General features: G+C 36.7%; 18 protein-coding genes, 3 pseudogenes and 1 riboswitch. Of the genes and pseudogenes, 8 read left to right on the top strand and 13 right to left on the bottom strand.

The features are described from left to right. Nucleotides 1-553: 553 nt before the first annotated feature. A complete protein-coding gene (locus J7J00_RS26725) occupies nt 554-1,738 on the bottom strand; it encodes a site-specific integrase (RefSeq protein ID WP_286201601.1) in 1,185 nt (394 codons plus the stop codon). Between the two features lie 419 nt (nt 1,739-2,157). Between J7J00_RS26725 and J7J00_RS26720 the strand changes: the two genes are divergently transcribed. Then, nucleotides 2,158-2,505, top strand: coding sequence for a hypothetical protein (locus tag J7J00_RS26720; protein WP_214796090.1), 348 nt, complete (start codon nt 2,158-2,160; stop codon nt 2,503-2,505). Nucleotides 2,506-2,645: 140 nt separating this feature from the next. Here the strand turns inward: J7J00_RS26720 and J7J00_RS26715 are convergent, their stop codons facing one another. Beyond that, the gene (locus J7J00_RS26715; RefSeq protein WP_214796088.1) at nt 2,646-2,918 is read right to left on the bottom strand and encodes an HU family DNA-binding protein; all 273 of its coding nucleotides are present in this window, start codon (nt 2,916-2,918) and stop codon (nt 2,646-2,648) included. 207 nt (nt 2,919-3,125) lie between these two features. Further along, nucleotides 3,126-3,302: a hypothetical protein gene (locus tag J7J00_RS26710; RefSeq protein WP_214796086.1), complete on the bottom strand. Its 177-nt coding sequence runs from the start codon at nt 3,300-3,302 to the stop codon at nt 3,126-3,128. A 263-nt stretch (nt 3,303-3,565) separates the two neighbouring features. Here J7J00_RS26710 and J7J00_RS26705 point away from each other — a divergent pair, with 263 nt between their 5' ends. The 6 genes from J7J00_RS26705 (at nt 3,566) to J7J00_RS26680 (ending at nt 10,654) form a co-directional block, all read left to right on the top strand. Beyond that, nucleotides 3,566-5,503 carry a BglG family transcription antiterminator gene (locus tag J7J00_RS26705; RefSeq protein ID WP_214796084.1) on the top strand — a complete coding sequence of 646 codons (1,938 nt, stop codon included), beginning with the start codon at nt 3,566-3,568 and terminating at the stop codon, nt 5,501-5,503. Nucleotides 5,504-5,794: 291 nt separating this feature from the next. Beyond that, nucleotides 5,795-6,100, top strand: coding sequence for a PTS sugar transporter subunit IIB (locus J7J00_RS26700; protein WP_214796082.1), 306 nt, complete (start codon nt 5,795-5,797; stop codon nt 6,098-6,100). Between the two features lie 16 nt (nt 6,101-6,116). After that, nucleotides 6,117-7,457, top strand: coding sequence for a PTS cellobiose transporter subunit IIC (gene celB / locus J7J00_RS26695; RefSeq protein ID WP_214796080.1), 1,341 nt, complete (start codon nt 6,117-6,119; stop codon nt 7,455-7,457). Nucleotides 7,458-7,470: 13 nt separating this feature from the next. After that, complete coding sequence (locus J7J00_RS26690) at nt 7,471-7,800, top strand: PTS sugar transporter subunit IIA (RefSeq protein ID WP_214796078.1); 330 nt, start codon at nt 7,471-7,473, stop codon at nt 7,798-7,800. Further along, a complete protein-coding gene (locus tag J7J00_RS26685; protein ID WP_214796076.1) occupies nt 7,797-9,125 on the top strand; it encodes a 6-phospho-beta-glucosidase in 1,329 nt (442 codons plus the stop codon). Before J7J00_RS26690 ends, J7J00_RS26685 begins: the two co-directional genes overlap by 4 nt. A gap of 347 nt (nt 9,126-9,472) precedes the next feature. Beyond that, nucleotides 9,473-10,654: an MFS transporter gene (locus J7J00_RS26680; RefSeq protein WP_214796074.1), complete on the top strand. Its 1,182-nt coding sequence runs from the start codon at nt 9,473-9,475 to the stop codon at nt 10,652-10,654. 153 nt (nt 10,655-10,807) lie between these two features. Here the strand turns inward: J7J00_RS26680 and J7J00_RS28510 are convergent. The 5 genes and pseudogenes from J7J00_RS28510 to J7J00_RS26660 form a co-directional block, all read right to left on the bottom strand. Then, a pseudogene (locus J7J00_RS28510) lies at nt 10,808-11,036 on the bottom strand (DDE-type integrase/transposase/recombinase); the annotation flags it as partial. A gap of 366 nt (nt 11,037-11,402) precedes the next feature. After that, a complete protein-coding gene (locus tag J7J00_RS26675; protein WP_214796072.1) occupies nt 11,403-12,746 on the bottom strand; it encodes a sugar porter family MFS transporter in 1,344 nt (447 codons plus the stop codon). 51 nt (nt 12,747-12,797) lie between these two features. Beyond that, nucleotides 12,798-13,640 (bottom strand): sugar phosphate isomerase/epimerase family protein, encoded by an 843-nt coding sequence (locus J7J00_RS26670; protein WP_214796070.1) that lies wholly within the window; start codon nt 13,638-13,640, stop codon nt 12,798-12,800. Between the two features lie 145 nt (nt 13,641-13,785). Further along, the gene (locus J7J00_RS26665) at nt 13,786-14,805 is read right to left on the bottom strand and encodes a Gfo/Idh/MocA family oxidoreductase (protein ID WP_214796068.1); all 1,020 of its coding nucleotides are present in this window, start codon (nt 14,803-14,805) and stop codon (nt 13,786-13,788) included. Between the two features lie 816 nt (nt 14,806-15,621). Continuing rightward, a complete protein-coding gene (locus tag J7J00_RS26660; protein WP_214796066.1) occupies nt 15,622-16,644 on the bottom strand; it encodes a LacI family DNA-binding transcriptional regulator in 1,023 nt (340 codons plus the stop codon). A gap of 478 nt (nt 16,645-17,122) precedes the next feature. Here J7J00_RS26660 and J7J00_RS26655 point away from each other — a divergent pair, with 478 nt between their 5' ends. Further along, on the top strand, nt 17,123-17,632 hold the full coding sequence (locus J7J00_RS26655) for a hypothetical protein (protein WP_214796064.1): 510 nt from the start codon (nt 17,123-17,125) through the stop codon (nt 17,630-17,632). Nucleotides 17,633-18,147: 515 nt separating this feature from the next. Here the strand turns inward: J7J00_RS26655 and J7J00_RS26650 are convergent. The 5 genes and pseudogenes from J7J00_RS26650 to J7J00_RS26630 all read right to left on the bottom strand — a co-directional run. After that, complete coding sequence (locus J7J00_RS26650) at nt 18,148-18,768, bottom strand: recombinase family protein (RefSeq protein ID WP_214796062.1); 621 nt, start codon at nt 18,766-18,768, stop codon at nt 18,148-18,150. Between the two features lie 496 nt (nt 18,769-19,264). Then, nucleotides 19,265-20,104: a MetQ/NlpA family ABC transporter substrate-binding protein gene (locus J7J00_RS26645; protein ID WP_214796060.1), complete on the bottom strand. Its 840-nt coding sequence runs from the start codon at nt 20,102-20,104 to the stop codon at nt 19,265-19,267. 14 nt (nt 20,105-20,118) lie between these two features. Beyond that, nucleotides 20,119-20,348, bottom strand: a pseudogene (locus J7J00_RS26640) (ABC transporter permease); the annotation flags it as partial. 115 nt (nt 20,349-20,463) lie between these two features. After that, nucleotides 20,464-20,574: riboswitch (SAM riboswitch) on the bottom strand. 575 nt (nt 20,575-21,149) lie between these two features. Then, nucleotides 21,150-21,962, bottom strand: a complete 813-nt coding sequence (locus J7J00_RS26635; protein WP_214796058.1) for an alpha/beta fold hydrolase — start codon at nt 21,960-21,962, stop codon at nt 21,150-21,152. 149 nt (nt 21,963-22,111) lie between these two features. After that, nucleotides 22,112-22,510, bottom strand: a pseudogene (locus tag J7J00_RS26630) (recombinase family protein); the annotation flags it as partial.

Below are 22,510 nucleotides of genomic sequence, written 5' to 3'. Positions count from 1 at the left end.
TAATTTGAGCAATTTTCTTATTTTGGTTATAATTCATTTTAAAGCCTCCTGGTATTTGAGTTTTGTCCCTTTTCTTCGCCGAGCTTCAGGACTCTCTCATTCTACCAAGAGGTTATTTTTTTGTTCAAACTTCAATTTCACTGATTACAGGAATGCTGCCCCTTTAGTTTAAGTACATTTTTTCACAATCTTATAACGACATTAACACGAATATCCATTTTTTTGTTAAGGAGTCTTATTCCATTAAATGGACCAATTGCTAAATAAGAAAAAATCCTACATTATCAAAAAACAGCATATAAACGACCTACTCGCATACTCAGGGTTATACTCTTAAATTATTACTGATTTCCCCATTTACTAGATCACTTCTTAATTAAAAACAGTTAAGTCCCATTTTCCTTAATAAAATCACGTTCTGATCTTATTTGTTCTTCTAAAAGATAATCTTCTAGCTTCCCATATCTTGAAGCTTGAGTTAATGATAGGCCAAACCCTTCAACGAGTATTTGTGGTCCAAAATTGCTTGCTATCATACTAAAACAAGTAATTCTTAGAGACTTAGGAGTAAAACCACAAAAGCCTTTACCTTCCTTGCAATGAAGGCGTTATTGATTGGACGATCCTGATATACCTCTGATGAACTCGCACTTAAAATTAAAAAAGGCTTATTCTGTACGTTTCTAATGTTCGATCTTTGTTTAATGTATTCATTTATTAATATTAGTTCATCATTAGATAAATAAACAGGGGATCTCTCATTAAGGTAAATTGCCTTCAAATCAACCTTTATATCACTTATTTTTATGTTTCTAATATGTGATGAAGATAACCCATGATAAAAACATAGGGTTGTCAATAAACACTCTAAGGGTTGTTCATAGAGGCGACTTTTTATTACTTTAGCCACTCTTACTTGCTCATCAAAGGTTAAAGGCTCGATAGTTGGAGGAAGCTCTCTAGATTTTATATCCAAGATTGGTATATGGGTTATTTGCCTTTTTCTATTGGCTAACTTGAAGAGAACTAATAAAACTTTCCTCACAATCTCACGATGCTTAGGTGTTAAAGTTAAAAGAAATTTATGAATATCTTCTTGTTGAACAGTATCCCAAGATTCAATATGTATACAGTTGATTTGAAACCATCGGACTAATCTTACAAATATTTCTATGTCTGACTTTACTGTTAAAAGGGATAATGGATTTCTTGCATTAAACTTTACTTGCCTATTCCTAAGCTCCATTCTTTCGTTGAAATATATCTCCAATAGGCGCATAAATCCTTTTGGGACTTGCTTTAAAAGCTCTCTAATGCTGTTATGAATTCCCTCATCTGCGTTAAAAGTTAAATAGCCTTCCTTAATTAAAAAATTAAATAGACTTGATTTAACTCCCTTTGAATTAGGAATTTTTTCTAATGTAGATACCAGCCAGCCTTCATTAATATCAGAAGGTCTTAAAAGCTCATTTTCAGCTGCTTGTAAAACCTGTAACACCTTACTAGTGTGCCTACAAATTGTTGATACACCAATACCTAGTTCTTTGAAATATAGAACATAGTTTTTAAATATTGTTGCACTCCATGTTTTTGTGAAATTCTCTTTAAGAAAATCTTCAGTTTGTATTCTCTCTACACGAGCTTTACCAAAACAGTAATTACAGACGGTTGCTTTTTTATTAATTTCTGACGGACTTAGTTTTCCTCCACAGGATACGCAAGTAAAATTATTCATCATTCTCCTAAATTGGTGGAAGCTTATCTTCAGAAATGGATTCATTAACCGCCTTTGCCAACTTATTATTCATTGTAATTCTCGTGCATCTTCTGGATTGCGAATTTGAAAGGCCGCAAACGGTTCAACCATTTCCCTGATTTCCTGCTTGATTCGTACCACTTCAAAAATTGGGGATAATTCCATTTTCAAAACTCCTTTTCATTTTATTTTTTTATTTGTTGCCCTTTTGGTTTTTCTCTGGTGGGTTTTTCTTTCCTATTTTCATTTGCCTTGCGAAGCGAATTGGTTCCCCAAAGGGGGATTATTTTTCCCCTTTGACATGTAGAACGAAAAATACGCATAGGCAATCGGTCAAGGGATTAAGCACAAAAAGTTTTTGATGTTGCGATAGCGCCCCTAATCAAAAAGTTTTTTGCCCCTTGATCGATGGACTGGCCGTCTTAGCTTCCTGCCGGAAAGGTTCGGGTGCCCTACCGGCTGGAAGGTTAGCCGGCCTGCGCTGTTTTACGATTCGGAAGACAAAGGGAAAAAATAATAAAAAAAGCAGCCGCCCGGCTGCTATCCTTATGACCTTTTATTCTTTTAATCTCTTAACTTACGGCCTTCGGCTCGTTCTGTATGGCGGCGATAGCCGTAAATGGATCAGGAACCTACGGAATGTAGGCGAAGCAGGAGCCGTACAGTTCGTCGTTATCGAATCATTTAATGCCGAAGCGACACGTACAGAATGTCAAAAAGGTATTCTTTCCTTTTTGTACAGACTGTAGTGCTAGCCGCACGAAGTAGATTCACAATGCTCTAACGCTTGTTTAATCCTAGGCGAAGGGAAAAACCTACCTTTTCATAAAGAAAAAACACTTTGGAGAATGACTCACCCCAAAGTGTTTTATATTAAATTACTATACTATTATTTAACTGCCTCTTTTAATTCCTTACCTGGTTTAAAGGCAGGAACTTTGGAAGCTGCAATTTGTATTTCTTCTCCTGTTTGTGGGTTTCTACCCGTTCGAGCTGCTCGGTCTCGCACTTCAAATGTGCCAAATCCAACTAGTTGGATTTTTTCCTCTTTAGCAAGAGTATTTGAGATCGTTTCAAACAATGCATCGACTGCTTTTTTCGCGTCTCCCTTTGTTAGATCAGCTTGTGTTGCCACAGTATTTACTAAGTCTGTTTTGTTCATAGTCAAGCACCTTATCCTTTATTCTTATTTAATATGTAGAGATGACAACATAACATCTTTTATATGTCTGTCACTTGATAAGTTAGACGAAAGGAAGCAAAATTCCTGTGAATAGCTCCTTGCGAAAGTCGATAATCAGTATGTATTATGTAAACTAAAACACCGGTATCACACAATTCTCATTATTGTGCTATGGCAATAAAAAGGTTAATTCATCACGATTAAATAAATGGACTTTGTTAACGTTCGCCAGTTTTTCTGCAGCCGGTATAATATGTTGATTTGTGCCACAGCGAAATCAACTTTATAGTAACCCTTCGCAGCGACAGCTTGTTCCACTGTTTTATCAAGATATGAACTGGGCAATTTCAAAAGAATCTCCAAAAGAGAAGTGAACCCCCTTTACATGCCTCTCCTTAAAAACGCTTATTCAAAGTCAGACCGTTTTTTGATGAGGTTTTCTACTATTTCCAAAGGGAATCTAACTATGATATCAGTTGAGAAGGTAAGATTGATCCCACACATATCGAAACTCGAATAAGCTCCCTAAAAGAAAAAAAGAATCTGAAACAAAAAACGATAACCAATAAATCTCATTTATAATAGATTAATACAGTCAGGTTATACTAGAATGGAGGTGCCCAATGATGTTCACTCCTCGAATGAGCATTATTTTACGTGAATTAATTTCAATGCAATCAATATCAACGGTTACAAGTGAGCATTTGGCAAATTTAAATCGAGTATCATCTAGAACAATTAGAAATGATATAAAGGAATTAGACAACCTACTTTCTGAACATGGTGCTACTGTTAGATCTGTACGAGGCACAGGATATGAACTAAAAATTAACGATGAACGATCTTTTCACAACTTCTTACAAGATATTTCTAGGGATCTACAACAAGGGGTTATTCCAACTTTGCCAGAAGATCGTGTTCAGTATTTAATTAAACGCCTTCTTCTCACAGATGTATATATGAAACTCGAAAACTTAGCAGACGAATTATACATTAGTACGTCAACCATTCAAAATGACTTACGAGATGTGAAGAAGATCTTAAATAAGTATGAAATCATCTTAGATAAACGTCCTAATTATGGATTGAAAGTAAAGGGAGATGAAATGAAACTGCGTTTTTGCATGTCTGAATATATCTTTAATAGAAGAGAGATTGAATTGGATTTGCTAAATGACCGTGTTTCGATACTTCCTCGAGAAGAGATATTGGCTATCCGATCTCAAATTCTCAAAATAATACAGGAATATAAGATTAATCTTTCTGATATCGGTCTAAATAACCTTATTATTCACATTGCTATTGCTTGTAAGCGTATCTATAGTCAGAATCATGTTTCCCTGTATCCAGAAGATTTGAAGGACATTATTGAGCAAATGGAATATGAAGTAGCGATTGAAATTGTTAAGGGAATTGAAGAAACTTTCCAAATGGTATTCCCGGAAGTAGAAACGGCTTATGTTGCCATCCACCTGCTAGGACTTAAAATGAATAGCGACATAAGCACAAGTGCAAAAGAAGTCCAAAATTTCATTGATCAAGAAATTTATGATCTTACAACAAGTATTTTAGAATCGATTGAAAATGAATTAAGACTAGGCATAAAAGATGATAAAGAACTTTTCATTGGAATGAGCTTGCACTTAAAACCAGCAATCAACCGATATCGGTATGGAATGAATTTGAGAAATCCCATGCTTCATGAAATTAAATCAAATTACCCCTTAGCCTTTGAAGCAGCTATTGTTGCAGGTAGAATACTCAAACAAAAATTAGGAACTGATATGCATGAAAATGAAATTGGATACATTGCCCTTCACATAGGTGGAGCTATTGAACGAAGAAAAATGATAAATCAGCCAAAACGCTGTATTATTGTATGCGCTTCCGGTGTTGGAAGTGCCAGATTACTATATTACAAGCTCCAATCAAAATTTGGTTTTGACTTAAATATAATAGGAACTACCGAATATTATAAATTAAGTCATATTTCTATGGATGGACTGGATTTTATTGTTAGTACCATTCCCATTCCAGATAACTTACCCATCCCGGTTATTGAAGTAAATACAATTCTGGGTACAACTGACTTTGAAAAAATTGAAAATATAATGTTGGAAAAAAAACACAAGACAATAAAGTATACAAGAGAAGAATTAGTCTTTCTTCAGCAAAATCTTGAAACAAAAGAAAAGGTCATTCATTTTTTGGGAGATAAATTACAAAAATTAGGTCTTGTTAATGAAGAGTTCATTGCATCCGTTTTTGAAAGGGAAGCTATATCGCCAACTTGTTTTGGTAACCTTGTAGCCGTGCCCCATCCAATCATGCCACAGACTGACACTACGTTTTGGACGGTATGTACTTTGCAAAAGCCAATAACTTGGGAAGATAAACGTGTTCAATTTGTTTGCCTATTAAGTGTGCAAAAAAATAGCAATGAGGATTTACAAAAAATGTATAACTTATTAGGTAAGGTAATAGATGATACACATATAGTTCAACGTTTATTGAAATGTAGAACCTATCAAGAATTTATCGGTGTATTTCTTAGACATAAATAATAAAAAGACAACCCTTTTTGGCAATCGAATGAAGCTGCCATAAAGGGTTTTGTTGTTTAATTTTTAGATAAGGTAAATTCAATAGTTTACTTCCCGTTGACAAAGAATAAACTATTGATTTCACCATAATATGAAACGCACATAACCTTTTTCCATAAGCTGCGGCAAAACATTGTATATAAATGTAAGGGGTTCTATTTTATGATAAAAACACAAAGCAGGTTAATAACAGAAGGTATAAATGTAAGCGCTTTAACTTAACTGAAATCACTTATATTGGGGGAATGCTTTATGAATATTTTACTATGTTGTGCAGCAGGCATGTCTACGAGTTTATTGGTAACAAAAATGGATAAAAGTGTCCAAGAACAAGGAACAAATCATAAAATATGGGCTGTGGCAGGAGATGCAGTACAAAATCATATAGATCAGGCAGATATTTTATTACTAGGTCCTCAAGTTAGGTATTTACTGCCTAAATTGAAAAAGTTAGGGCGAGAAAAAGGAATTCCGGTTGATGTGATTAATTCCGTTCATTATGGAACCTGTAATGGAGGAGAGGTCGTGAAATTTGCTGAACAATTAGTTTCTAAATAGGAGGAGCGTGAACGGGTTGAGCAAAATTAATAGTGTACTCGAAAGATATATCATGCCATTTGCTGGTAGGGTGGCGGAACAACGCCATCTTCAAGCTTTAAGGGATGGCATGGTCCTTACAATGCCACTAATTATAATTGGTTCAATTTTTTTAATTTTAGCTAATTTGCCTTTTCAGGCGTATACAGATTTTTTAGCAGACCATCCACAATTAAGGGCTAGTATTCTTTATCCTTATAGGGGAACGTTCGAGATCATGGCCTTGGTCGCTACATTTGGAATCGCTTATCGCTTAGCTGAATCTTATAAAGTAGACCCACTTGCCTCAGGAGCCGTTTCACTCGCTGCCTTTTTTGTAGGGACACCCTTTGTTTCTTATACAATAGGACAAAATCCAGATGGAACGAATATTATTGAAACCGCCTATCAAACTGGTATGTTTACAAGTAAAGGGTTATTCGTAGGAATGGTAATTGCCATTCTCGCTACCGAAATCTATCGGATTATCATTCAAAGGGATATTGTTATCAAACTACCTGAAACAGTTCCACCAGCAGTTGCACGCTCGTTTTCTGCTTTGATTCCTGGATTTGCGGCCATTATGGCTGTTTGGATTCTGCGATTATTAGTTGAAAATATTGGAGATTTCGGGAATTTACACAATGTTGTTACCCTACTTTTGCAACAGCCTCTGACACAAATCGGTACTAGTTTAGTTGGTACACTTATCACCTTCCTTATCATTACTTTAATGTGGAGTACAGGGTTACATGGAGCTACGATCGTTGGTTCAGTTATGACTCCTGTTTGGTTAACTTTAAGCAACGAAAATGCTGCATCGTTGGCTGCAGGGGAACCTGTGAAACATATAGTGACAAATGAATTCAATGATATTATTCTGATTGGTGGTTCTGGAACGACATTAGCACTGGTACTAACTATGGTATTACTTGCAAGGAGTCAGCAGCTGAAACAACTAGGACGCTTAAGTATTGGTCCAGGTGTTTTTAATATTAATGAACCTATCATATTCGGTATGCCGATTGTATTGAACCCAATTATGATCATTCCATTTATCCTTACTCCTGCTATATCAGTTATTATTACCTATCTATCAATGGATATGGGGCTAGTTGCTAAACCTATTGGTATTGTTACACCCTTTACAATGCCTCCAATCATTGGTGGATATCTAATCACTGGAAGCATCTCTGGTTCAATTCTTCAATTGGTCATTATTGCGGTATCTTTCTTCATTTACTTTCCATTCTTTAAAATATGGGATAACCAAAAATTAAAAGAAGAAAATGCTATAAATATCACTAGTAAAATGGAAGGTCAACAAAGCGTTATCTAAGGAGGATTGGACAATGGAGGAATTACAATCTCACATATTTAAACTTATTTTACATGGCGGGAATGGGAGAAGCTCGGCTATGGAAGCAATCACAGCAGCGAAAGAAGGGAATTTCTTAGAGGCGAAAGAAAAGCTGAAACAGGCTGGGGAAGAATTAAATCAGGCCCATCATATTCAAACTTCTTTAATTCAAGGAGAGACTAGAGGAGAAAACAATGAAATTTCTCTTTTAATGATTCATGCTCAAGACCATTTAATGAATGCGATAACAGTGAAAGACTTATCTACTGAATTTGTAGAGTTGTATGAAGCGATCAAAATTACTGGAGGGATAAAATTATGAAAAAAGGAATTAAAATTGTTACAATTGGCGGAGGATCTAGCTATACACCTGAACTTATAGAAGGGTTTATTAAAAGATTTGATGAGCTTCCAGTAAGAGAATTATGGTTAGTTGATGTGAATGAAGGAAAAGAGAAGTTAGAAATTGTGGGGAGTCTCGCCAAACGTATGGTTGAAAAAGCAGGATTACCTATAGAAATTCATCTAACATTAGATAGAAGAAAGGCGTTAGAGGGTGCAGACTTTGTAACCACTCAATTCCGTGTAGGATTGTTGGATGCACGTATGAAAGATGAAAGAATTCCATTGAAGTATGGAGTGATTGGCCAAGAAACAAATGGTCCAGGTGGATTGTTCAAAGGTTTACGTACGATACCAGTCATTTTGGATATTGTAAAAGACATCGAGGAGTTATGTCCTAATGCGTGGCTTGTAAACTTCACGAACCCCGCTGGCATGGTGACAGAAGCTATCTTACGTTATAGCAACCATAAAAAAGTAGTTGGTTTATGTAATGTACCAATTGGAATTAAAATGAGAATCGCAGATGGTCTAGGTGTTGACGCTAGTCGGGTTCAAGTGAACTTTGCTGGATTAAATCATATGGTATTTGGTCTCGATGTATTCTTGGATGGAGTAAGTATACTAGATAAAGTGATTGAAGACATGGCAAATCCTGATTCGTCTATGTCAATGAGCAATATTAAAGCCATTGCTTGGGATCCTGATTTCCTTCGTGGTTTAGGGGCCATTCCTTGCCCTTATCATCGTTATTACTACAAAACTAGTGATATGCTAGAGGAAGAATTACGGGCTGCTGAAACCGAGGGAACTCGTGCAGAAGTGGTGCGGTCGCTTGAAAAGGATTTATTTAAATTGTACAAAGATCCAAATTTAACGATTAAACCACCTCAACTTGAAAAACGTGGGGGAGCTTATTACAGTGATGCTGCTTGTAGCTTAATTTCTTCTATCTACAATGACAAACGTGATATTCAAACCGTTAATACATTGAATAACGGCGCCATTGCGAGTATTGCAGATGATTCCGCAGTTGAGGTAAACTGTGTTATTACAAAAGACGGTCCAAAACCGATTTCAGTAGGAGATCTTCCAATTACAGTAAGAGGTCTTGTGCAGCAAATTAAATCATTTGAACGCGTAGCTGCAGAAGCTGCTGTGACAGGAGACTATAATACAGCACTCGTCGCCATGACAATTAATCCACTTGTCCCATCTGATACTATTGCCAAAAAAATATTGAATGAAATGTTGGAAGCCCATAAAGAATATTTACCTCAATTTTTCAACTCTGTTGAGGTATAATCCTCGGAGTGGTTAAGCATCAGGGTCCTCTATTTTATATAGATATTTTCTCATTGGCCACGAAAGCATAAAACACATATTTCTGGATGACTAAAGCCGATGATTCCTCCAGAGGAATCATCGGTCTTTTCAATAGTACCCACATTTGGGATATCCCTATTAGCCTTTTGATAGCCCCTTCACAAAATAAGGGTGACATCCGGCTCAGGTGCAAAAACTCCAAGATACTCTATATCTTACTCATACTATTACTCTAAACAAGGTGCGTGATCAGTATGGAAAACAATATTTATTCAAGTGGAAAATAAGAAATAATACTGAATCTTTCACCCGAGGAGGAATGAAATGTGGAACGCCTATGGACCAAGTCGTTTATTCTCATGACAGTAGGGATGTTTTTTCTATTTACCGCATTTTATATGCTGTTCCCAACGCTGCCGTTGTTTATCAAACAGATGGGCGGCAACGAAACGCAGGTCGGTCTGGCGATGGGCGCGTTTATGCTGACTGCCGTTATTTTCCGCCCGTTCGTCGGCGGTCTGCTGGACCGGTTCGGCAGGCGTCCGTTTATCCTCTGGGGGCTGCTTCTCTTTGCCGTGGCGATGTATATGTATAGCTGGATCGGCGGAATTGTCGTTTTGATGGCGCTCAGAATATTGCACGGGGTGAGCTGGGCCTTTTCCACAACCGCCATTCTCACGGCGGTTACGGATATGATCCCGTCCGCCCGACGTGGAGAAGGCATGGGTTGGTTTAGCATGTCCATGACCCTGGCCATGGCAATCGGCCCGCTGTTCGGTCTTTGGGTTACACAGAACCTGTCGTACGACGCTCTCTTTCTATTCGCCGTCGGCCTCTCTGCCGCAGCCCTGTTCTTGATGTTGGGTGCAAACATGCCTTTCCAGCCGCAATTAGGCGCAAGGAGAATTGAATTTTTCGAAAAATCAGTCTTGCCCGTCACGGCATCCATCTTTTTTCTATTTCTCGCTTATGGCGGCATTATCAGCTTTGTTTCGCTGTTCGCTGACTCGATCCAGGTCAATTCCGGCACGTTCTTTCTGGTCTATGCCGCAACGCTTGTCCTGATCCGTCCCATTGCGGGAAAACTTTCGGACCGGTACGGTGAGGCGTTTATCATTGTCCCGTCCCTTGTGACTACGATATTGGCTTTGATTGTCTTGAGCTTCTCGACCGGATTGTTCGGCGTGCTCGCTTCGGCGGTTCTGTACGGTATCGGTTTCGGTTCAGCGCAGCCGGCTCTTCAAGCAGCAACCATCCGTATTGTCCGCCCGGACCGTGCAGGGATAGCCAATGCTTCTTTTTCGACTGCTACTGACCTTGGTATCGGGCTGGGTTCGATCCTGTTAGGCTGGGTTTCTCAGAACACGAGCTACCAGATGTTGTTCACGATCAGCGCCGTGTCGGTCGTGTTTTCCTTGTTCATGTTCACTTTTTTTGTGAAACGTTTGTTGAAAAATAAAGAGTTGGGCCATCCGAATACCGGGTCTCTTCCCTCTAAAACTAGTTGACGCAACTTAAGCTTAATTGAAGAACCATCTGATGTAGCGATTACGAGATGATTATGCGACCTATGCACCGAGATTGGCAATCTAAAAAACGGGTTCTGGTGCAAAAATGATTTGTTAGAAACATAGTACCTGAATATCCTTTTCATCTATGAATTATGATGCTACTTCAAATAATTTGTGTGTGAATTCAATCTCTCTTTGGACAGACTTCATCCCTTGTTGAAGTTGTTCTTTTTTTAGCATATGCATCACCTCCACTCCACAGATGATCTGTTTGGCTGTTTGGCCGTTCGAAATGATTTTAATCCTAGCATAGAAGGACTCGCTTATTAATAAAACGATGATCTTGCTCCACTATGTTATTCAACCTACGTTGGGACTTGGAAAGCAAGGAACGCTGAAACAAGGACTTTTGTAATCCAAAACGGTTGCTATAAGGCATAAGCTGAAATACTTTAAGCCTTGTGAGGGTATGGGCATGACTAAATAGCTCTCCCTTTTATTGATATTGAATTCCGAATCACAGTTACTATCTGTTTTAGCCTTTGCTCCCATTGAGCAAAGGCTTCTTTTTGACAAGTTTCTTCTATTTTATTACGATTCTTCCTATAGTCAGTATTATGTAAACGCATAGTATGTGATTAAGTTAAGGGTTAAGATTTGAAAAAATTATTCCACCATGAAAATACTTACTTCCAAGAGGGAACCTGTCACGATTAACAATAAATTCAATTCCAAGTAGAGAAAGTTAGCTGACAGCTTGTTTACTTTTAAATGCCATTTCTAATTCAATTTCTTCTAGCGTTTTCCCTTTTGTCTCAGGAACATACTTCATGACAAAGAGGAAAGCAAATACTCCTATAATCGCGTACGCTAAGAACAGAATTCCTACCCCTACTGCTTCTACAAGAACTGGGAATGACATGGAGATAACAATGTTTGAAAGCCATAGAGCTGTACTTGCCACTCCCATTGCTACACCACGCACATTCATTGGGAAGATTTCACCAAGGATAACCCACACAACCATGCCCCAGCTTGCAGAATACGCAACAATAAACAAAGAAAGACAAGTAAGTAACAGCCATACCGGCACTTCAACCCATGTCATACCAACTCCAAGTGTTCCCAGTGCGATTGTCATACCGATGTTTCCAACTAACAACAGCTTCTTTCGTCCAATTTTATCAATAAGAAGCATCCCAAGAATAGTAAACAAAATGTTAAAAACTCCAATACCTATTGTTCCAGCAATGGCTGCTGTTGAACCAAATCCAGCCGTACGCAGAATTGTTGGTGTATAGTAAATTATTGTATTGGTACCTATAACCTGCTGGAATACGGCAATGCCGATCCCAATAAATAAAATGGGACGTAATCCCGGTGCAAGAAGCAGTCTTAAATTCCCCTTTTTCTCTGCTTTTACTTGCATAATACTTCTTATTTCTTCTTCTACTTGGTGTGAATTTCTCGTTAAAGATAATACTCTACGTGCTTCACTTTCCTTTGCATTCTGCCAAAGCCATCTTGGGCTTTCTGGCATAAAGAACATACCAGACATCAACAAAACAGAAGGAATAACTGCCAACCCTAGCATCCAATGCCAATTTCCTGAGGCAGCAAACATATAATTTACGAGATAAGCCATGAAGATACCAAGAGCATTCATAATAGTATTTAATGAAGATACTTTACCACGAATACTAGCCGGAGCCATTTCAGCTAAATATAGAGGGACAATACCTGAGGCTCCCCCAACTGCAATTCCAAGTTCGATACGGAACGCAATTAATGTATGTACATTAGGAGAAATAGCTGTTCCAATTGCACCAATGGTAAATAGCACACCTAACATAATAATCGTTTTCTTTCTTCCAAATTTATCGGCTACAGGTCCACTGAAAGCCGCCCCGATAAGGGCACCAATTAACACTCCACTTACAACTAACCCTTCAAGAAAAGGCGATAACCCCATGTCTTTTTTTATAAAAAGTAGCGCACCCGAAATAACTCCTGTATCATACCCAAACAAAAGTCCACCTAAAGCACCAAAACAATAAATTACCCACCTATATATTTTTTGTTTATTCATGATCCACCCATCCGCCCCTTAGTTAAATCTTTTTTAGCAAAGAAATACTATTTAGAGTTGTTTCACAAACTTGAAGTTGTTTTGCAAGAATGCTAGACTTTCTTCCGCGAACGTATAAATCATATTCATATTTGTTCCTTTATTCGCTTGAAAAGGATTTGGGCCGGGAGCTGTTGCTTCCACTACAACATATCCATCAAAATTTATCTTCTTTATTCCAGAAATAAATGGTTCAAAGTCAATATGTCCACGTCCCATTGCTCTCCGATTACTGTCAGCTACATGAAGGATATGCAAGTTGTCTCCTGTATCTAAAAAGGGAATTTCAAGATCGCGGTCTTCAATATTCATATGATAGGAATCTAGCAACATTTTTACTTTAGGGTGATCGACTTCCTTAACGAATTTCGCACCCTCAGCTCCTGTATTAACAATACAACTCTCATATCTGTTTAAAGGCTCAATTACAAGTGTAATATCCAATTCTTCTGCTTTTTTTGTCAATTTCTGAACAGAATCAATCGCCCATTTCCAATCTTCTCCTGGAGTACCCATTGGAGCCGTTTTACCAACCGCAGAAGGACAAACAACTAAATAGTCTCCTCCTACCGCCTTAACTGCCTCAATCTGGCGTTCAAAGTAAGCGACTGCTTTCCTTCTATTATCTGCGCTCGCATTTGCTAAATCTTGTTCTTCATTCGGCCATCCAGTATCACCCGTTAAACCACTTATTTCTAAGCCTAAGTTTTCCGCATGTTTTTTAATATCGTTCCAGTTATACTCATCAACGGCAGCTCTAATTTCTATTGCGTCATACCCGGTTTTTGCGACAAACTCCATTGTCTTTTCTAAAGGAACATCTCCAAAAGTCCAACTACAAATTGAAAATTTCATTCTTCTTCTCCTTTTTACCCATTTAATTTATTTTAGAAGTGATGCATTTCAGAAATCTAAACCTAAAAAGAAGAGTCAAATCCCTAATGATATCGCTTTCTTTTTAGGTTAGATAAAAAGTTATCTTGTAATTGAGATAGGTCAATTAAATTAACTGTACACTTTCCTTAATTTTCACTGGTGCATTTGTCTTGACTGATTCAATACAAGCAAGTGCAATTGAAAGAGCTCGGCGAGCATCTTTACCTGTTACATATGGAGTACTCCCATTACGCACACATTCTACAAAAGAAGTGAGTTCTGCGACGTAAGCATCATGTAATAATTCAGTATCTTTTCGGTGTGTATCGCTACTTATTCCTTCTGCTGTGTAGCGAATCATATTTGTTTGTTGAACACCTCCAGCTGTCACCATTCCGGCTGAACCAAATACTTCACCGCGAACATCATATCCATAAACTGCTTGGAAATTTGCTTCAGCTGTTGCAATCGCTCCATTATCAAAACGGATATTAACAACTGCAGTGTCAAGGAGTCCTTTATCTTTAAAATCTGGGCGTACAAGTGTCTCAGCTACAGCATAAACTTCAATTGGTTCCGCACCTGGATTTAAATAGAGTAAGGCATCAAAATCATGGATTAGAGTTTCTAAGAAAATAGTCCATTCTGGAATTGGAGTTGGATCCCCTAATCCCGGATCACGCGTCAATGATCTTAATAACTGTGGAGTTCCGATTCTACCTTCAACAATATTGTTATGAGCAGCTCTAAAATCTGAAGCAAAACGACGATTAAAGCCGACTTGTAATGGAACATTTGCGTTTTGAGCAGCTAATATAGCTTTATCTGCTTCTTCTAGAGTGATTGCCATTGGTTTTTCACAGAAAACTGCTTTCCCTGCATTGGCAGCAGCCACCACAAGCTCTGCATGTGAACGGGCAGGAGCTGCAATAACTACTGCGTCAATATGTGGGTCTTGGAACATTTCTATTGGATTTGTATATGCCTTTGAGGCGCCAAGCTCTGTCGCAAGTCTCTCGGCAGCTCCTGAAACTGGATCAGCAATCGCAGTAAGCTTAGCTCCATAGATTTTACGTGCAACTGTTTTTCCATGAAAACTTCCCATACGTCCTGCACCAACAAGACCAATTCTAACTTCTTTCATCTTTCTTCCCCCTTAAGATTAAATAAAAATTACCTTATCCTTGCCATTTCCTTTTCATAACCCTCAGATTTTGTAGCGCTTTCATTTTTAGGTTTGAATAACCTTTCTATCATTTATAAGCTACACATAAGGAAAGACCTTTCCTTAATAATGAGTTTATCCTCAAGTTTTTTTATTGTCAATAATTTTTTTGAAAATTTAGAAAACACTTTTTAATTTACTACACATTCTAAATCATAGATTAAATAACCTTTTTAAGTGTTTAAACAATTGCAAAATAGTTCTTTCTTCTTTTAAAAGCCTTATCGAATCGAATCGCTAACGCTCTTGATTAAGGAAAGCCCTTTCCTTAATTAAGACCTCTTTGAAGTTAATAATCATTTATCAGGATAGGCTAATCAAGTTAATAGGACAGTTCTAAAAGAACTACCAGGAAATAAATATAAGTTTTTAGCTGGGTAAGATAGATTTTTTCTATACAGAATCTATAGCAATATTTTACCTATATCACGCGTAGGTTTTAGAGGATTTTAAAGATATGTAGCAAATAGATTAATGAGTTTCCAACTGGAGGAATGAGGTATGAAATCATTTTAAACAGGCTAAAGTTCTCTATAGAAGTTGGGGAAGATACATGTATATTTTTATAATGTAAGATGATTGGTTTTCATTACAGAAAAAAAAGATAGCAAAAAAGGCTGCATAGATTTCTTTAAATCTTTGCAACCCTTTTTTGTTTTTAAAATTTAAGTTATTACGGGCAATAAATATCCAACTTAAAATTTTAATAATGGGGTTAGCTACCGTAATGATTAGCTATTTTGTTTCTTTACATGTACCCATTTTATTATGTGAAGTAGATTCACGAACTACTAGTTTTGGGGATAAAACTATGCGTTGCTTAGTTTCCTTTGGCTTTTCAATTTCTTCGATTAATAGTTCAACAACCTTCTTACTCATTTCATGGATAGGCTGAGCTATGGTAGTTAAAGGAGGATCACAAATTGTCGCAAGAACAGTGTCATCAAATCCAATAATTGAAAGATCTTGAGGAACTTTCACTTTAAGTTCTCGTGCACCTCGTATTGCTCCAATTGCAAGAAATTCGGTTGAGGCAAAAATAGCTGTCGGGGGAACAGATAAATTTAGAAGTTCACGTGTAGACTGTTTTCCTTCATCAAGCGAAGTATTATTGAGAGACACTAAACTTTCATCATATTCCAATCCTGCTTTCTCAAGCGCTTGCTTATATCCCTCAAACCTTGCTCTTATGGTCGGAAAGTTAATATCTTCGGTAACTATTGCGATTCTTTGATGCCCCAAACTTATCAGATACTCTGTAGCCTCGTAACCTCCCAGAAAATCATCCACCAACACTGCATCTACAGAGAGTAAAGATACATCTCTCGAGAGTAAGGCAACTGGAATCTCAGCCTTAAGTAACTCTTTAATTGCTTTATCCTCTTTTAATCCTGTGGCAATTATAATACCGTCTATATATTTTTGCTTTAATATAGAAATATACTCAATTTCATTCTTTAAATCATTGTCAGTACTACAAATCATTAAACTGAAACCGAATTTTTTAACATGATTTTCAATATTCCTTGCTATCTCGGCCATGAAAGGATTCGCAATATTAGGTATTAGAAGCCCAATAGTTTGAATACGCTTTTTGACAGATGCCACCACACTAGGTTGGTAATTTAGCTCGCGCATGGTATCCCTAACCTTTTTTCTTGTTTTCTCTGCGATACTACCTGTATTATTTAGCACCTTAGAAACAGTTGAAATCGATACCCCAGCCTCATTTGCTACGTCATATATCGTTGGTTTCATTCCCTTTCCCTCTTTTCTCTCAACACCCATACATTTATTCTAACCTATTTTAATTATAGGTAAAATGGTTCCAACGCAAAGATTACATTTATTAAAAAGGCAGGTTACTCCTATACCTACTTCTTTTTCTATCTGCCTTCCTCTATAGGAACACTATTATTAGGACAAGAATGACTATCATTTCAACAATTATGACGTGTCCAAAAAGTTTCACTTCATATAACAACAGCTTTGGTAGTGTTTTGCTAAGGAACGCTCTATAATCGCTATTGACTTTACTTGTATATAAACTACCTGACATAGCAATGGACTGCCTTCAGTTAAAATAAGTTTTAATGATTAAACTCAATATAGAAAAAGATCATATTAAATCTTTAAATTTATCTTCTGAATTCTGATATAATCAATTTTGGATTTGAGTCAATATTTTGGACACTAAAAAGTTAAATCTTAAGCTGTATTCCTTATTCGATCTTCAATGGCTTGTGGGGATATAAGTAATGCAATTAAAGAATTGAATAAAGAACTTGAAATTCCTGGTTCCTTAATTGGGAAGAATATTTCTATTTCACCCTATAGACAGGAACAAATGTTGAAGTATTTAATTAAAAAAATAAATAAAGAAGGTCCTGCAAAATTTATTCCTATGCATCCTTTGAGGGAATGGGAAGACGTTTATAACAATTATCTCTGGACATTTAAAAGGATTCATACAAATCTTCAAAAAATCCCTGGGAAAGATCGATCTCATTTATATTTTGCGCCCCTTGCCATTAGATGGATGAGAGGTCAATCATTCTCTGAATTAATTCATGATGCTTATAAATTTAAGAGTAAAAATATGAAAGGCAAACCTAATATATCTACAGTTATTAGAGATGTGATGTCTAATATAGAAAAACAGTTAAGATTTCGATATGTAAAATATTTTAGCTGTTATTTAGATATTTTAAGATATACTTTGGATCAAACAAATAATTTATCATGAAAAGAGAACATTCCTAATATTTCACTTTATCTAGAGTTAGGGGCAAGTTCTAATACTATGATTAGTTTTATGTAACTTGGTTTATCTAGAGCTACAGCAAGTATTTTTAACCCCAGTAGTAAAAAATAATAATTTAAATACAGAAGATTTGAAAAAGTGGTTTTTGAAGACTAATCTTGATGACGTTTCTATTCCAAATATATGTAAAGAAGAAATAATAAATTTGTTAACATACAACAGATTAGCATAAATAACTAAATTTCTATTAGATAATAGAGATGAACAAGCATTAAAGTATATCTGAAAAATTGTGCTAATATTGCATATAGCTAATATACTTACGGAAAGATAATTTCTTTGGTGAAGTATTTAAAAAAGGCCGTTAGTTTAATACATAGCAGATAAATTTCAGTTACTAGAACATGTTAAGTAACAAAAAAGGCAAAACCTTTGTAGTTTGCCTTTTTTCAAGATTATTCCGCTTAGCAAAGGTTCTTTTTGACTAGTTTCTTCTATTAGATAGAACTACTTTGAAAGTCTCTTTCGTATTCTTTAACCAACTTATAAAAGGTCGTCTTTTTAACGCCTAATCCCCTCATGGCCCTCACAGCTGTCATCTCTCCTGCTTTCCATAAATCATAGACTTCTTTAAACTCTTCCGTTACTTGAGCTTTCGGTCGCCCAAAAGGCACACCGTTTTGCAAAGCCACATCAATTCCTTCACGTTGCCGTTTTCGAATACGGTCCCGTTCCTCTTCCGCCATCCAGGAAAGGATTTGTAAAACAAGATCTGCGATGAAGGTCCCTAAGCTATCCTTAAATTGAGTCGTGTCCAACAAAGGCATATCCATCACAACGATATCTGCTTGATTGTTTTTCGTGATGTCATTCCATTCCTGAAGAATCTCTTCTTTGTTCCGTCCAAAACGATCCAATGAATGAATGTAAAGGACGTCCCCTTTTCGGATCATTCTTTTCAAAAGTTGATATTGTTCTCGTTCAAAATTTTTCCCACTTTGTTTATCTAGGAAGATATCTCGTTCGTCAAGTCCATTTTCTTTCATGGCCTGCATTTGTCGTCCTTCATTTTGATCTTTGCTACTAACTCTTATGTATCCGAATTTACGAACATCCATTTTTTCACTCCTTTTTCTACTTACTTACCTATTATTCTAACAAAAACGTTCGTAAAAGTGTATGTAAAATAACGAACGTTCATAAAGTGTTTTTCAACTTTAACGAACGTTAAAATAAGAGGATTTAATCAAAAAAATACCCGTTCGTAAAAGTGTACTTTTATGAACGGTAGCAACAATGCTATACCTCCCATTTCGGAAATTTTATACACTAAGAGAATTCCAACCTAAAAAGTCCATCTCCTCTACGTTAAGGACTCGACTTATTTTCCTTCTTTTTAATGAACTAACGCACCTGTTAGCCATCCATGCAGCACCTTTTTAGAGTAATAGTATTAGTATGTTCATGATTAAGAGATTAATTTTAATTATATTGGATTTTTGTATCAGAACCTTATAAACGGGTTTCTAGTATATAGACATAGAAAAACCCCGAATAAGGGACCTTTTTCGAAGTCTCCATTATTTGGGGTATAGTTCATGAAAGGGTGATTTTTTATTTAGATACAGGTATGACTGCACCTTTATATTTTTCAGTAATGAAGTCTTGTATTTCTTTAGAGTGCAGTACTTCAACTAACGCTTTTACTGTCTCTTTATTTTCATCACCCTTACGTACAGTGATAATGTTTCCATATGGATTATCTTCACCCGATTCAACAGCGATTGGGTCTTTAAGCGGATCTAGCCCTGCATCTAACGCATAGTTAGCATTAATAACAACCGCATCACCTTCGTTGTTATTATAAATTTGAGGTAATAGGCCACCTTCTATATCTGCATTAAAAGTTAAGTTTTTAGGATTTTCTACAATATCATTAATAGTAGCTTCTGTTTTATTGAGGCCTTCTTTTAGCTTAATAACGCCTTCTTTTTCAAAAATAGATAGAATACGACCTTGTTCAGCTACAGCATTACGCATAATAACTGTACCGTTTTTTGGAAGATCTTTTAAGCTATCATACTTTTTAGAGTAAATACCGATTGGCTCAATATGAATAGCACCCGCATTTACAAAGTCATAGTCTGGATTTTCTTTTAACACTGATTTAAGATATGGAACGTGTTGGAAATAATTTGCATCAATCTCTTCATCAGCTAACGCTGTGTTTGGTATAATATAATCTTGGAATGTTTTAATTTCTAAATCAATTCCCTTTTCCTTTAATAATGGCTTTGCCTCTTCTAAAATTTCAGCATGCGGAATGTTTGATGCACCCACAAGGATTTTCTTTTCTTTGTCTGAAGAATCTGATCCGCCGTTAGATGTACCGCAAGCTGCTAAACCTAATAATAAAGCTGAGGAAACTGCTAAAGTTGATATCCATTTTTTCATAATTCATTTCTCCCTTATTGTCTATCTATTTTTGATGTAAAAAATATATCACCTATAATTGTATGATAAAAACAATGAATAAAATTAATACAGTTGCTACCAATGTAACATCATTATTATTGCGCTGAAAACTTTCAAGATATAACAAATTACCTAAACCATCTGCACCAATTACCCCAGCAATAGCTGTATAACCAACTAGAGCAATTGTTGTAACTGTAAGACCTGAAATTAATGGTGGCAGCAGAGCTCTTATTATGTTAGTTTGTCCGAAGTTATTATACAGGGGAAAGGAAAGTTTTTTTTTCGCAAAAAAACCTTTCTACACATGAGTAGAAAGGTTGGCTAAACAATCCTTTCTCTCATCTTCCAAAGCACATTGCTTTGCAGGAATTGGCACCATTTCAGTTAATTAACTGACGGTTGCCGGGCTTCACAGGGCACAGTCCCTCCACCTCTCTTGATAAGAGTCAAACATTATATTCAATTAAAAGTAAGATTTTTAAATTCAGGTGAATATAGTACGAGAGTGATCTTATCATGACCAAATGGTAGTGTCAATAAAAAATTGTTTAATTAATTTGAATTAATGGATGATTGCATTAAATGCTTTACTCAATACCCTTTGCGATTGCTTGTCCCTGCTCCTCAATTAAATCATCGATATGCTCGAATCCAACGTTTAAGCGTATAAGAAAGATCAACTCTAGGGGTTGATCAAAAGGTCCTCCTGAACCCCCATATTAGCGTAAATAAAAAGAATCCATTTTGAAAAAAGATGTTCAAAATGGATTCTTTTCTAGTGATTTAGTATACAGTTTTTATAAAATTGATTATTTTTAGTGATCCTTAATCAACTAACGCACCTGTTACTTTAAGTGAACCATTTCACGATCCTAGGTTATTATGTAAACATCCATAAAAAAAGAACTGGCTAATATCAGTTCCATTTTAGAAATTCTTGCACTATTATAGTTTTACCCAGCAATCTTGAGCTAAAAATACAATTGTCTTATTTCCTTCAGTTTAAAACCCTTCACGGACATTAACGTAGAACCTCGTGCAGCCTCTCAGCAAACTTCTTATGAAGCTCTGAATTGTAGCCTCCATGATGCCCAGGAAACTCCACAAAATTTGCTCCTAGTTGTTCCGTTAAAGCTACCGAGCATCCATAAGTAAAAAATTCTCGTGAAGCAATTCCACCGGCTGGAAGTACCTGCATCGATGAAGATTTTAATGCAATCTTCAAAGTATCGATATCTAGTGAATAGTTTATAATCCCCGGAATTTCATGTTCAACAAAGTAAGTTGAATTACTTAAAAGACGCTCTGTTATCGCATCCTTCGATTGCTCGGAATTACTTGTGTCCCTTTCCGAATTTGACAAAAACTTTAAGACCTCACTTTGATGATTTTTCTTAAGGGATTCCAAGAATTGCTTTGCCTGTACGAGCTCATTGCCGAATAATAATTGCAATAAGACTGGTTCGTGTGGTATCAATATTCGTATTTGCTCCGGGTGGCGTATGGATAAATCGAGTCCGATGACAGCACCAGAGCTGCTTCCAAATACGTACGCCGGTTCATCAGTCAATTTAGCTAGCAGGCGGTGAGCGTCGTCGCTATGTGTCTTCACGCGGTAATTCTCAGTTTGATTGTAGAGACTGCTGCGGGAATGTCCACGGCGGTCGTAGGTAACAACTGTATACCGGTTAGCAAGATTGTCTGCGACATATTGGAATTTATCTGCGTCTCCACCTCCACCATGTATCATCAAAAGTAGAGGACCAGAGCCACGTACTTCATAATAGAGGGTCGCCCCAGACACTGCCAAAGTCCCGTTCCTAGTCCCAATCATTTATAACTCCCCTCTCCTATTTTTCTATTTTCCCCTTAGACATTACCTATATCTCGATGTCGTAATTCTATATATTCTTGGGTAACATTTAAAATTCCTTCTTCAACTAAACTGCCCCGTTAGTTGCATAAAGAAAAAGGCTAACACTATTAAAGTCTCGTCTCTTTCGCTTTAGCGTAAATAGTGGAACGTGGAACGCCTGTCATTTTAGCTATCTCATTTACACTTAATCCGTTAGATTCTCTCTCCTGAAACAGCTTCAAAGCCTTTTTAACGTCCTTCTCGTCCTTTCCTTTACGTCCCATATGGAGTTCCTTTAGCTTTTGCCCTTTCACATCCCTCAGTGGTCCTATCTTTGATTAAATCACGTTCAAACTCAGCAATCGCCCCCAGCATAGTAAACATTAGCTTTCCAGATGGTTTACTAAAATCAATCTGTTCTTTGATGAATACTAAGTCTATTCCCCTTTCTTCTATTTCCTTATCAATCTTTTGTAAATCAAATGTACTCCTATCTAGTCTGTCTATTTTGTAAACAACCAGCTTGT

Source organism: Bacillus sp. ISL-4 (genome assembly GCF_018613275.1).
Taxonomy (GTDB): domain Bacteria; phylum Bacillota; class Bacilli; order Bacillales; family DSM-1321; genus Peribacillus; species Peribacillus simplex_E.
This window is presented reverse-complemented; position numbering and strand designations above follow the sequence as displayed.